This is a genomic window from Bradyrhizobium sp. SZCCHNRI1029, assembly GCF_032487555.1.
In the GTDB taxonomy this organism is placed as follows: domain Bacteria; phylum Pseudomonadota; class Alphaproteobacteria; order Rhizobiales; family Xanthobacteraceae; genus Bradyrhizobium.
Window position 1 is genome coordinate 87,045 of the sequence record NZ_JAUEUK010000011.1, and the last position, 11,966, is coordinate 99,010.

Genomic DNA, 11,966 nt, shown 5'->3' on the forward strand with positions numbered 1-11,966 from the left:
CAATGCCTGACCCGCGGGGGACGCGGATCAGGCTCGGGTTAGGACCGTTTACCTTATTTATTGTAAATATTCGCGCCGAAAAGCACTAAGTCCTGAATCAGGATTTCAATTTTTCGACAAGCGTCTTTCCGAGCCGCGCAGGCGACGGCGACACGGTAATACCAGCCGCTTCCATCGCGGCCGTCTTCGAGCCGGCATCGCCCTTGCCGCCGGAGATGATCGCGCCGGCATGACCCATGCGACGGCCGGGAGGCGCGGTGACGCCGGCGATGAATCCCACCATCGGTTTCTTGCGACCGCGCTTGGCTTCGTCCTTGATGAACTGCGCCGCGTCCTCCTCGGCCGAGCCACCGATCTCACCGATCATGATGATCGAGGTGGTCTTGGGGTCAGCCAGGAACATCTCGAGCATGTCGATGAACTCGGTGCCCTTGACCGGATCACCGCCGATGCCGACCGCCGTGGTCTGGCCGAGACCTTCCGAGGTGGTCTGGAACACCGCCTCGTAGGTCAGCGTGCCGGAGCGCGACACGATGCCGACCGAACCGGGCTTGAAGATGTTGGCCGGCATGATGCCGATCTTGCACTCGCCGGCGGTCATCACGCCCGGGCAGTTCGGCCCGATCAGGCGCGACTTGGAGCCCTGCAGCGAGCGCTTGACGCGGACCATGTCCAGCACCGGGATGCCCTCGGTGATGCAGACGATCAGCGGGACCTCGGCGTCGATCGCCTCGCAGATCGCGTCGGCGGCGCCCGGCGGCGGGACGTAGATCACCGAGGCGTCGGCCCCGGTGGCCTCGCGGGCCTCCTTGACGGTGTCGAACACGGGCAGGCCGAGGTGGGTCGAGCCGCCTTTGCCCGGCGACGTGCCGCCGACCATCTTGGTGCCGTAGGCGATCGCCGCCTCGGAGTGGAAGGTGCCGTTCTTGCCAGTGAAGCCCTGGCAGATGACCTTGGTGTTCTTGGCGATGAGGATGGACATCGTGCTTTCTCTAAAAGCGTTGCGGTGAGGAATGAGCGAGCGCCTGGACCGGCGCTCAGCCTCCCTTGACGGCCTTGACGATCTTCTGCGCGGCGTCGTCGAGATTGTCGGCGGGCAACACGTTCAGACCGGACTCGCTGATGATCTTCTTGCCGAGATCGACATTGGTGCCTTCGAGGCGCACCACGAGCGGCACCTTCAGGCCGACTTCCTTGACCGCGGCCACGACGCCCTCGGCGATGACATCGCACTTCATGATGCCGCCGAAGATGTTGACCAGGATGCCCTTCACGTTCGGGTCGGCGGTGATGATCTTGAACGCCGCCGCGACCTTCTCCTTGCTGGCGCCACCGCCGACGTCGAGGAAGTTGGCGGGCTCCATGCCGTAGAGCTTGATGATGTCCATCGTCGCCATGGCAAGGCCGGCGCCGTTGACCATGCAGCCGATGGTGCCGTCGAGCGCAACGTAGTTGAGGTCGTATTTGGAGGCCTCGATCTCCTTGGCATCTTCCTCGGTCTCGTCACGCAGCGCGACGACTTCCGGGTGCTTGAACAGCGCGTTGGAGTCGAACGACACCTTGGCGTCGAGCACGCGCAGCTGGCCCTGCTTGGTGACGACCAGCGGGTTGATCTCGAGCATCGCCATGTCCTTGGCGACGAACGCATTGTAGAGTTGGGTGGTGAGCTTCTCGGCCTGCTTGGCGAGGTCGCCGGAGAGCTTCAGCGCCTTGGCGACGGCGCGGCCGTGATGGCCCATGACGCCGGTGGCCGGGTCGACCGAGAAGGTCACGATCTTCTCGGGGGTCTCGTGGGCGACGTCCTCGATGTTGACGCCGCCTTCGGTCGACACCACGAAGGCGACCCTCGAGGTCTCGCGGTCGACCAGCAGCGACAGATAGAACTCCTTGTCGATATCCGAGCCGTCCTCGATGTAGAGGCGATTGACCTGCTTGCCGTCGGGGCCGGTCTGCACGGTCACCAGCGTCGCGCCCAGCATCTGCTTGGCGAAAGTGTTGACCTCGTCGATCGACTTGGCGAGGCGGACGCCACCCTTGTCGCCGGCCGAGGCCTCCTTGAACTTGCCCTTGCCACGGCCACCGGCGTGGATCTGGCTCTTCACGACCCAGACCGGGCCACCGAGCGTCTTCGCCGCCGCATCCGCGTCCTCCGGACGGAGAACCGGCACGCCCTTGGAAATCGGCACGCCGAACTCGTGCAGCAGTGCCTTGGCCTGATATTCGTGAATGTTCATAAGCGCTTGCTCCCCGAACCCGCGATGGGGTGACGACCAGAATTGTTGTTAGGATGTCTGGTATACCATATACCAAACATCCTGCAACTCGATGTGGGCGAGATTACGCCCCGTGAATGACCCCTGATCAGCGGCCGAGCAGGTCGGGCGCGATCTTCTTGCAGGCGTCGACCAGGCCCTGCACGGCGGCGACCGACTTGTCGAACGCCTCGCGGTCCTTGCCGGCGAGCTCGATCTCGACGATGCGCTCGACACCCTTGGAGCCGATCACGACGGGCACGCCGACATACATGTCCTTGACGCCGAACTCGCCGTTGAGATGCGCCGCGCAGGGCAGCACCCGCTTCTTGTCGCGCAGATAGCTCTCGGCCATTGCGATCGCCGACGCCGCCGGAGCGTAGTAGGCGGAGCCGGTCTTCAGCAGGTTGACGATCTCGGCGCCGCCGTTGCGGGTGCGATCGACGATCTCGTCGATGCGGGCCTGCGACGTCCAGCCCATCTTGACGAGGTCGGGCAGCGGAATGCCGGCAACGGTCGAGTACTTGGTCAGCGGAACCATGGTGTCGCCATGACCGCCAAGCACGAAGGCGGTGACGTCCTCGACCGAGACGTTGAACTCATCAGCCAGGAAGTAGCGGAAACGCGCCGAGTCGAGCACGCCGGCCATGCCGACGACCTTCTTGGCCGGAAGCCCCGAGGCCTTCTGCAGCGCCCAGACCATCGCGTCGAGCGGATTGGTGATGCAGATGACGAAGGCGTCGGGCGCGTACTTCTTGATGCCGGCGCCGACCTGCTCCATCACCTTCAGGTTGATCGACAAGAGGTCGTCGCGGCTCATGCCCGGCTTGCGCGGTACGCCCGCCGTAACGATGCACACCTTGGCGTTGTCGAGCGCCTCATAGGAGTTGGCGCCGGTGTAGTGCGCGTCGAAGCCGTCGACCGGCGATGACTGGGCGATGTCGAGCGCCTTGCCCTGCGGAACGCCTTCGGCAATGTCGAACATCACGACGTCGCCGAGCTCCTTGAGGCCGACGAGGTGAGCCAGCGTTCCGCCGATCTGACCGGAGCCAATCAAAGCAATCTTGTCGCGCGCCATGGCAAATTTTCCTTTGAACCCGAAGGAGTGAGGGAGGTTGAAAAGTCGACTGGTGGTTATCCCTTTCGCCCCGGCCGTTCAAGTCAAGCTATGGCCAATTGACGGGCCTGCCTTGATTTCGATCAGGACCGGGCGACGGCTGCTGATGATCCTTTCAGCATGATTGGCGTGGCCTTTTCGCGGCTGTGTGCCCGGCGGCTGGCGTTCGCCAAAACTCCAGTATTTGTCAGGTTTCGACCAACCCCGTGGAAGTCCCAGATGCCGCCGAGTCCTTCCGCCCGTGCGGCAGGGCCAGATAGGAGTCCGAACCCATCTCGATCAGGCGCGAGGTGGTCCGCTTGAACTCCATGGCCTCGGTGCCCTCGGTCGCGACGTAGAGCGAAATCGGGTCGGCTTCGGCGGAGGCGATCAGCTTCACGGCGTTGTCGTAGAGCGTATCGATCAGGGTGATGAACCGCTTGGCGGCATTGCGCTCGGCCAGATCCATGACCGGAACGTGATCGATCAGGATCGTATGATAGTCGTGCGCGAGCCGCAGATAGTCCGAGGCCGCCAGCGGCTTCTCGCAGAGATCGGCAAAATCGAAGCGGGCGACGCCGTTGGCGGAGCACGGGACGTGCAGGATGCGCCCCTTGATCGTCATGTCGCGCGGCTTGCACTTGGCATGGCCCGTGAGCCGCGCCCAGGCCTTGTCGAGCGCCGCTCGCGCGTCGACATCGGCCGGCACCAGCCACATCTTCACGCCGGCCAGCTTCTCCAGCCGGAAATCGGTGCGCGCGTCCAGCCGCATCACGTCCATGTGGTCGGCAATCTGCTTGATGAAGGGCAGGAACAGCGCGCGGTTGAGGCCGCCTTTGTAGAGGTCTTCAGGCGCGACGTTGGAGGTCGCCACCACCACCGTGCCGAGCTCGAACAGCCTGGCGAACAGACGTCCCAGGATCATCGCGTCGGCGATGTCGGTGACATGGAATTCGTCGAAACAGAGCAGCCAGGCCTGATCGAAGATCGCCTGCGCCGTGAGACCGATCACATCGGCATCGGCGAGTTCGCCGCGCGCGATGTTCTGGCGGTAGCCGTAGATGCGCTCATGCACCTCGGCCATGAATTCGTGAAAATGCGCGCGGCGCTTGTGCTCGACGGGACAGTTCTGGAAGAACAGGTCCATCAGCATGGTCTTGCCGCGCCCGACCTCGCCATGGACATAGAGGCCGTTCGGCGGCTCGCTCTTGTCGGCAAAAAGGCGGCCCAACAAGCCTTGCTTGCGCGTGGGCTTGTAGGTGGAGAGCCGGCGCTCCAGCGCCGCCAGGGCGTCGGCGACCTCGGCCTGGGCGAGGTCGGCCTCGATCGCACCGGTATCGACCAAAGACTGATATTGCGCGCGGAACGCGTCTGACGGAGTGGACAGCATGAGCCCACTCTAGGTCATGAGACTTACGCAAAATGCAATCCGCAAATGGTGGAAGCCGCCATGCGTCGGAGCCGTGTGGTCGTGGTATATGGCACGCAAACGCCGCCGTGATCGTTAGTCCGGGGCTAACGACGTTCGTCTTCGCTCCCGGCCTCAGCGAACGGCTGGCTTGAACGACCCCGCTGCAGACCTCACCCCCGGCGAGAGGTCGTAGGCGTCCTCGACCACATAGGGCCCGCCGCCGGTCGAGGCACGCGACGAAAACAGCACGAAGCGCTCGGCCATGAACACGCGGCTCGGGAAATAGCCGCGGACGGAGAGATAGTCGGCGACGTCCTGGCTCGACGCATCGTGCAGCCGCGCCAGCGTGACGTGGGGCACGAATTTGCGGCCCTCCGGATCGAGCCCGATCCGCTGCATGAGCCGCTCGAGCTCGGCCTGCAGCTCGATCAGGGGGCGGCTCGGCGCGACGTTGGCAACGACGGCGCGCGGCTTGCGGCCGCCGAAGCTGGAGAGACCCTGCACCGTCACTTCGAACGGCTTGCGGTTCACCCGCCACAGCATCGAGGCGATCTCGTTGGCGGAGGCGCCGTCAATGTCACCGATGAAACGCAACGTCACATGGTAATTTTCGGGATCGATCCAGCGGGCGCCGGGGAGGCCACCCCGCAAACCGGAAAGCGTGTGGCCAACCTCGGCCGGGATTTCCAGTCCAGTAAACAAACGCGGCATCGTTTCAGGACTCCCGATGCTGGAGGCTGATCTCGAAAATTGACGAGATCATGCCTTCGAGAAATGATCGACGACGAATCGCCAATGCATCATTCCTACCGAACTTATATGACTCCGCGACGGAAGGCGGGTTAACGCCGGTAAAAGCTGCGGAAAACCCGGTCCTTAAGGTTATCGCAAATGATCGACGCGGCGCTTCGTTCCGTCATTGCCCACGAAGCGGACGCAGGAATGCTTCCGCCGTAGGCAACAGCCTGGACACGATGATGTCGACGCCCGCCGCAGTGGGGTGGATGCCGTCGGCCTGGTTCAGCTTGGCGTCGGCGGCGACGCCATCGAGGAAAAATGGATACAGCGGCACGTCGAACTGCTTGGCGAGATCGGGGTAGATCGCGTTGAATTTCGCGGCGTAGTCGCTGCCGAAATTCGGCGGCGCCAGCATGCCGCACAGCATCATGGCGATGCCCCTGGCCTTCAGCCGGGTCACGATTTCGCTCAAAGCCTTGCGCGTCACGGCGGGATCGATGCCGCGCAGCGCGTCATTGGCGCCGAGCTCGACGATGACCGCTTCGGTCCCCTCCGGCACCGACCAGTCGAGCCGGTCGCGGCCGCCGGACGAGGTGTCCCCGGACACGCCGGCATTGGTGAGGTCGATCGGCAGCCCCTTGGCCTGCAACGCCTTCTGCAGCTTGGCTGGAAACGCATCCGAGGCGGACAGGCCGAGTCCCGCGCTCAAGGAATCGCCGAGAACGACGAGCTTGATCGGCTTGACGGCCTCGGCACCCGCGAACGCGGGCCCGACTGTCATCAAGGCGAGCATCAACACGAGTATGTGCACGAAGATATGTCCGCGCCTCTCGACCCGGCTTGCGGAGTTGCCATATGACCGAGCCATGGACAGTCTCATCGAAACCTCGCCTTTGGCCGGCCTTGCGCCGGACACCATTACCATCTCGAACGTCAACCTCTCGCTCGGCACCGGCGCGGCGCGGGTCCATATCCTCAAGGACATCAGCCTGCGGGTGGGACAGGGCGAGACGATCGGTCTGATCGGACCGTCGGGCTCTGGCAAGTCCACATTGCTGATGGTGATGGCGGGGCTGGAACGTCCTGATGGGGGTGAGGTGGTGGTCAACGGGACCGCTTTCAATGCCCTGGACGAGGACGCTCTGGCGCGGTTCCGCGGCCGCCAGGTCGGCATCGTCTTCCAGTCCTTCCATCTGATCCCGACCATGACGGCGCTGGAGAATGTCGCGGTGCCGCTGGAGCTGGCGGGCCATTCCGGCGCCGCCGAGCGCGCCGCCCGCGAGCTGGATTCGGTCGGACTTGGACACCGGCTGCACCACTATCCGACCCAGCTCTCGGGCGGCGAGCAGCAGCGCGTGGCGCTGGCGCGGGCACTTGCGCCGGACCCGGCCATTCTGGTGGCCGACGAGCCGACCGGCAATCTCGACGAGACCACCGGACGGCAGATCGTGGACCTGCTGTTCACCAAGCATGCCGAGCGCGGCATGACGCTGGTGCTGGTGACCCATGACAGCGGGCTTGCGCATCGTTGCGACCGCGTGGTCCGGCTGCGCTCGGGGCGAATCGAAGCCGACGGCGGCGCGCACGAGCCGGCCCTCGCATGACCACCGTCGCTGAACCGATCGCCGGCGGCCGCATGGCCGCACTGCCCGTGCGCTACGCGCTGCGCGAGCTGCGGGGAGGCCTGCGCGGCTTCTACGTCTTCATCGCCTGCATCGCGCTCGGCGTGCTCGCCATTGCCGGTGTCGGCTCGGTGGCGGCGAGCCTCAACGACGGCCTGGTTCGCGAAGGACGTACGCTGCTCGGCGGCGACGTCGCCTTTTCACTGTTCCAGCGCGAGGCCAAGCCGGAGGAGATCGACTTCCTGCGCTCGCGTGGAAAGCTGTCGCTGGCAGCGACCCTGCGCGCCATGGTGCGCTCGGGCGACGCCAAGCTGGCGCTGGTCGAGCTGAAGGCGGTCGACAACGCCTATCCGCTGCTCGGCAAGGCTGAGCTCCAGCCAGATCTGCCGATGGCCGACATCCTGGCCGAGCGCGACGGCGTCTACGGAGCTGCGGCGGATCCGGCGCTGCTGGCTCGGCTCGATCTGAGGATCGGCGACACCGTCACCATCGACACGGTCCGCTTCCAGATTCGCAGCGCGCTGCAGGCCGAGCCCGACAAATTGTCCGGCGGCATCGGCCTCGGGCCACGCTTCCTGATCAGCGAGGCGGGCCTGCGGGCCACACCGCTGCTGCAGCCGGGCAGCCTGGTGCGCTGGACCTACCGGGTCCGGCTGCCCGACAATGCCAAGGACGACCACGCGGCGGCGTCCTTCATCGCCGATACCCGCCTGACGCTGCCCTCGGCCGGATGGGAGATCCGCAGCCGCAGCAACGCCTCGCCGCAACTGGAGCGGACGATCGGCCGCTTCACCCAGTTCCTCACCCTGGTCGGTCTCGCCGCCCTGCTGGTCGGCGGCGTCGGCGTCGCCAATGCGGTCAAGAGCCATGTCGACCGTCGGACCGAGGTGATCGCGGCCTTCAAGGCCCTCGGCGCCACCAGCCGCGACGTGTTCGGCATCTACCTCGTGCAGGTGATGGTGCTCGCCACGATCGGTTCGATCATCGGCCTCAGCGCCGGGGCGGCCCTGCCGTTTGCCATCGTCGGGCTGTTCGGCAACATCCTGCCGCTGCCCGTGATCCCGGCCATTCATTCGGACGAGCTGGCGCTGTCCTTCGTCTATGGTCTGCTCACCGCACTGGCGTTCGGTCTGTGGCCGCTCGGGCGCATACGCGACGTGCCGGTGGCGGCGTTGTTCCGCGAGGCGGTTATCGCCGAATGGCACCGTCCGCGCTGGAGCTATCTGGTGCTGATCGCGGGCACCGTCGCGCTGCTGATCGCAGTCGTGATCGGCCTGTCCTACGACAAGCGCATCGCAGCCGTGTTCGTCGTCGCCGCCACGCTGGTGTTCGTGCTGTTGCGCGGCATTGCCGCCGCGGTGATGGCGATTGCGCGCGCCCTGCCGCGCAGCCGCTTCCCGATGCTGCGGCTGGCGGTCAGCAATATCTATCGCCCGGGCGCGCTGACACCGTCCGTGGTGCTCTCGCTCGGGCTGGGACTCGCCGTGCTGGTCACGATTACCCAGATCGACGGCAATCTGCGACGCCAGTTCCTGGCTCAACTGCCGGAACAGGCGCCGTCGTTTTTCTTCATCGACGTCCCCTCCGGCGAGGCCGACCGCTTCCGCGACTTCCTCAAGGACCTCGCCCCTCAATCCACTGTCGAAGACGTGCCGATGCTGCGCGGGCGCATCGTCTCCGCCCGCGGCGTGCGCGCCGAGGACCTCAAGGCGACGACGGACACCGAATGGGTGCTGCAGAGCGACCGCGGCCTGACGTATACCGCCGAGGTTCCCAAAGGATCCAAGGTCGTCGAGGGCGAGTGGTGGGGCGAGACCTACAGCGGCCCGCCGCTGGTTTCGATCGAGAAGCGGATCGCCGACGGTCTCGGCCTCAAGCTCGGTGACGACATCGTGGTCAACGTGCTCGGACGCGACATCACGGCGCGGATCGGGAACATGCGCGCCATCGACTGGCAGGGGCTCGGCATCAATTTCGTGCTGGTGTTCTCCCCGAATGCCTTCAAGGGAGCGCCGCACACCCATGTCGCCACCCTCACCGAGGCGCGCTCCGATACCGCCGAGGATGCCCGTGTCATCCGCAAGGTGGCCGACGCCTTCCCGATGGTGACCAGCGTGCGGGTCCGCGAGGTGATGGAGACGGTGGGCTCGGTGGTCTCCAACCTCGCGCTCGCCATCCGCGGCGCCAGTGCGGTGACGCTGATCTCGGCCATCCTGGTGCTGGGCGGCGCGCTGGCAGCCGGCCACCGCCACCGGGTCTACGATGCCGTCATCCTGAAGACCCTGGGCGCGACAAGGCTGCGGCTGCTCGGCGCCTACGCGCTGGAATATCTGATGATCGGGTTTGCCACCGCCGCGTTCGGCGTCATCGCCGGCTCGGTGTCCGCCTGGCTGATCGTGACCCGGCTGATGACGTTGAGCTTCGCCTGGCAGGCCGGCAGCGCCGCGCTGGTCGTCGTAGCCGCGCTGATCGTGACGGTCGGCCTCGGTCTGGCCGGCACGCTGCTGGCGCTCAACCAGAAGCCCGCGACGGTTCTTCGGAATCTGTAGCGGCTTGCGCGCTCATGCCGCACGGTTAACGCGATTTCTGCGGCTGGGACGCGCGCGGAGCGACATTCAGCCGCGCGTGGAAGCTTGCGGCAGATATGCTAGTTTCCCATCTAGGGAATGGGCTCAGAGACCTGCCAAAAGATGGCGAATTTGCCGATGACGCAAATTTAATATCTGCAGCAGTGGGTATGAGATAGGGTTTTTCGAGAACCGGCCAACGGTCCTGTCAGGACCGGGCTGCCGGGCAACCAACGGGAATCGACCATGTCGGACCTAGACCGCAACTATGCTTCACCCTTTGGCCGGGTGGCCGGGCGCGCCGATGCCGCGACCGTCGACGCCGGTCTGCGCGCCTACATGCTGCGCATCTACAATTACATGAGCATCGGCCTGGCCATCACCGGCCTTGCGGCACTGGGCGTCTACATGGCGTCGGTGACCGGCGATCCGGCGGCCGGCGTGTTCAAGTTCGGTAACGCCTATCTGACGCAGTTCGGCTACGCGATGTTCGTGAGCCCGCTGAAGTGGCTGTTCATCCTGGCCCCCCTGGTCATGGTGTTCGCGATCTCGGCCGGCATCAACCGCTTGGCGCCGTCGACCGCACAGATCCTGTTCTGGGTGTTCTCGGCCTTGATGGGCATCTCGCTGTCGTCGATCTTCCTGGTGTACACCCACACCTCGATCGTGCGGGTGTTCTTCATCACCGCGGCGACGTTCGGCGCGCTGAGCCTCTACGGCTACACGACCAAGCGTGACATGACGGGCATGGGCTCGTTCCTGTTCATGGGCCTGATCGGCATCGTGCTGGCGAGCCTCGTGAACCTGTTCCTGGCGAGCTCGATGCTGCAGTTCATCGTCTCGGTGATCGGCGTGTTCGTGTTCGCCGGCCTGACCGCCTGGGACACGCAGCGTCTGAAGAACGAGTACATCTACGGCTACGCTTCCGCGGGCGGCGACATCGCGGAGCGCGCGGCAATCACCGGCGCCCTGTCGCTGTACTTGAACTTCATCAACCTGTTCACGCTGCTGCTGCAGTTGCTCGGACAGCGCGACTGATATCCAACCGCTCGAACGAGCGACCTTCGAAGCCCCGGCCTCACCGCCGGGGCTTTTCGTTTGCACAAACCCCGATTGCGACCGGCGCAAAGCCGCAGCGGCAGCCATGCCGCGAGGCCGGATTGATCGCCGCGTCCGCCCGGGTATGCTTCCCCCCATGTCCGACATTGAAATCCGGCCCACCCAGGAGGCCGACCTTCCCGCCATCACCGCCATCTACGGCCAAGCCGTCCGCGAGGGCACGGCCACCTTCGAGCTCGACCCTCCGGATCTGGCGGAGATGACGCGCCGCTTCCGGGCGCTCCGCGACGGCGGCTTCCCCTATTTCGCTGCCCTGCTGGACGGAGAGGTGGTGGGCTATGCCTATGCCGGGCCCTACCGGCCCCGCCCTGCCTATCGCTTCACGGTGGAGAACTCGGTCTATCTCGCTCCGGCCAGCCAGCGTCGCGGCATCGGGATGCGCCTGATGCGGCGGCTGATCGACGCCTGTGAGGAGGGAGGCTTTCGCCAGATGATCGCCGTCATCGGCGACTCCGCCAATTCCGGCTCGGTCGGGCTGCATACCGCCTGCGGCTTCCAGATGATCGGCACCCACCCGAGCGTCGGCCTGAAATTCGGCCGCTGGCTCGATACTGTGATGATGCAGCGCCCGCTCGGGGCCGGGAGCAGCGACGCCCCGGCGTAAGGCAACGCCAGTCGGAATGTCATGATCAAGCCGGAGCGCGTGGGATCAGACCAGGGCTGGTTTCGGCGCGATCACCAGCAGCACGCGCTCGAGCTCGTGGCCGCGGCGCAGGATCAGCCCGGTGGCCGAGATCACGCTGTACATGCCCTGTTTGCGTGCGAGACGCGGATCCTTCTCGATGCGGTAGATCGGCACCTCGGACGCCCGGCGAAACACGGAGAAGACGGCCCGGTCACGCAGGAAGTCGATCGAATAGTCGCGCCACTCACCGTCGGCGACCATGCGGCCGTAGAGGTTCAGGATGCGGTTCAGCTCCAGGCGGTCGAACGTCACCCGGCTCGGCGCTGCGGCCGCACTGCGCGCCGCCGCGCGGTTCTCGCTGGGGTCGGCGTCCTCCGGCGTGAGGTTCATTGGCGTCCTCCTGTCATCCGTGTGACATGATCGCGCCATCCGGCAGAAGCCGCAAGGGGCCGTTTTCGTTGTTGAAGTTCGACCGAGCCTGCGAGGCCGTCGGTTCCGCGAACACGCAAGCGTCACGGGATCGTTAGCAGAATCAT

At 65.3% G+C, this 11,966-nt stretch carries 11 protein-coding genes; 4 read left to right on the top strand and 7 right to left on the bottom strand.

The genetic code is table 11. The features are described from left to right. Positions 1-97: 97 nt before the first annotated feature. The 6 genes from sucD to QW861_RS27420 all read right to left on the bottom strand — a co-directional run bounded on the left by sucD (position 98) and on the right by QW861_RS27420 (position 6,308). Positions 98-982 (bottom strand): succinate--CoA ligase subunit alpha, encoded by an 885-nt coding sequence (gene sucD, locus QW861_RS27395; RefSeq protein WP_315750631.1) that lies wholly within the window; start codon positions 980-982, stop codon positions 98-100. Positions 983-1,037: 55 nt separating this feature from the next. Then, on the bottom strand, positions 1,038-2,234 hold the full coding sequence (gene sucC / locus QW861_RS27400) for an ADP-forming succinate--CoA ligase subunit beta (protein WP_315715925.1): 1,197 nt from the start codon (positions 2,232-2,234) through the stop codon (positions 1,038-1,040). Between the two features lie 127 nt (positions 2,235-2,361). Then, complete coding sequence (mdh, locus tag QW861_RS27405) at positions 2,362-3,330, bottom strand: malate dehydrogenase (RefSeq protein WP_009031546.1); 969 nt, start codon at positions 3,328-3,330, stop codon at positions 2,362-2,364. A gap of 226 nt (positions 3,331-3,556) precedes the next feature. Then, a complete protein-coding gene (gene zapE / locus QW861_RS27410; protein ID WP_316186415.1) occupies positions 3,557-4,738 on the bottom strand; it encodes a cell division protein ZapE in 1,182 nt (393 codons plus the stop codon). Positions 4,739-4,891: 153 nt separating this feature from the next. After that, complete coding sequence (gene thpR, locus QW861_RS27415; protein ID WP_315715923.1) at positions 4,892-5,470, bottom strand: RNA 2',3'-cyclic phosphodiesterase; 579 nt, start codon at positions 5,468-5,470, stop codon at positions 4,892-4,894. A gap of 205 nt (positions 5,471-5,675) precedes the next feature. Then, a complete protein-coding gene (locus tag QW861_RS27420) occupies positions 5,676-6,308 on the bottom strand; it encodes an arylesterase (RefSeq protein WP_316173396.1) in 633 nt (210 codons plus the stop codon). A gap of 55 nt (positions 6,309-6,363) precedes the next feature. On the opposite strand from QW861_RS27420, the gene QW861_RS27425 reads away from it, so the two are divergent. The 4 genes from QW861_RS27425 (at position 6,364) to QW861_RS27440 (ending at position 11,409) form a co-directional block, all read left to right on the top strand. After that, positions 6,364-7,101 carry an ABC transporter ATP-binding protein gene (locus tag QW861_RS27425; RefSeq protein WP_315750630.1) on the top strand — a complete coding sequence of 246 codons (738 nt, stop codon included), beginning with the start codon at positions 6,364-6,366 and terminating at the stop codon, positions 7,099-7,101. Beyond that, complete coding sequence (locus QW861_RS27430) at positions 7,098-9,668, top strand: ABC transporter permease (RefSeq protein WP_316193709.1); 2,571 nt, start codon at positions 7,098-7,100, stop codon at positions 9,666-9,668. The genes QW861_RS27425 and QW861_RS27430 overlap by 4 nt, the downstream gene beginning before the upstream one ends. A 264-nt stretch (positions 9,669-9,932) precedes the next feature. Next, positions 9,933-10,724 carry a Bax inhibitor-1/YccA family protein gene (locus QW861_RS27435; RefSeq protein WP_250172563.1) on the top strand — a complete coding sequence of 264 codons (792 nt, stop codon included), beginning with the start codon at positions 9,933-9,935 and terminating at the stop codon, positions 10,722-10,724. Positions 10,725-10,881: 157 nt separating this feature from the next. Continuing rightward, entirely contained in the window at positions 10,882-11,409 is a 528-nt protein-coding gene (locus QW861_RS27440; protein WP_315750628.1) for a GNAT family N-acetyltransferase, read from the top strand. A gap of 45 nt (positions 11,410-11,454) precedes the next feature. Here QW861_RS27440 and QW861_RS27445 read toward each other — a convergent pair whose 3' ends face one another. Then, positions 11,455-11,820 (bottom strand): DUF2794 domain-containing protein, encoded by a 366-nt coding sequence (locus QW861_RS27445; RefSeq protein ID WP_315750627.1) that lies wholly within the window; start codon positions 11,818-11,820, stop codon positions 11,455-11,457. Positions 11,821-11,966 lie beyond the last annotated feature (146 nt).

Coding starts and splice junctions, on each gene's coding strand:
- mdh (WP_009031546.1), bottom strand. CDS start 3,330: ATGGCGCGCGACAAGATTGCTTTGATTGGCTCCGGTCAGATCGGCGGA.
- QW861_RS27435 (WP_250172563.1), top strand. CDS start 9,933: ATGTCGGACCTAGACCGCAACTATGCTTCACCCTTTGGCCGGGTGGCC.
- QW861_RS27445 (WP_315750627.1), bottom strand. CDS start 11,820: ATGAACCTCACGCCGGAGGACGCCGACCCCAGCGAGAACCGCGCGGCG.
- zapE (WP_316186415.1), bottom strand. CDS start 4,738: ATGCTGTCCACTCCGTCAGACGCGTTCCGCGCGCAATATCAGTCTTTG.
- QW861_RS27440 (WP_315750628.1), top strand. CDS start 10,882: ATGTCCGACATTGAAATCCGGCCCACCCAGGAGGCCGACCTTCCCGCC.
- QW861_RS27425 (WP_315750630.1), top strand. CDS start 6,364: ATGGACAGTCTCATCGAAACCTCGCCTTTGGCCGGCCTTGCGCCGGAC.
- sucD (WP_315750631.1), bottom strand. CDS start 982: ATGTCCATCCTCATCGCCAAGAACACCAAGGTCATCTGCCAGGGCTTC.
- QW861_RS27430 (WP_316193709.1), top strand. CDS start 7,098: ATGACCACCGTCGCTGAACCGATCGCCGGCGGCCGCATGGCCGCACTG.
- sucC (WP_315715925.1), bottom strand. CDS start 2,234: ATGAACATTCACGAATATCAGGCCAAGGCACTGCTGCACGAGTTCGGC.
- thpR (WP_315715923.1), bottom strand. CDS start 5,470: ATGCCGCGTTTGTTTACTGGACTGGAAATCCCGGCCGAGGTTGGCCAC.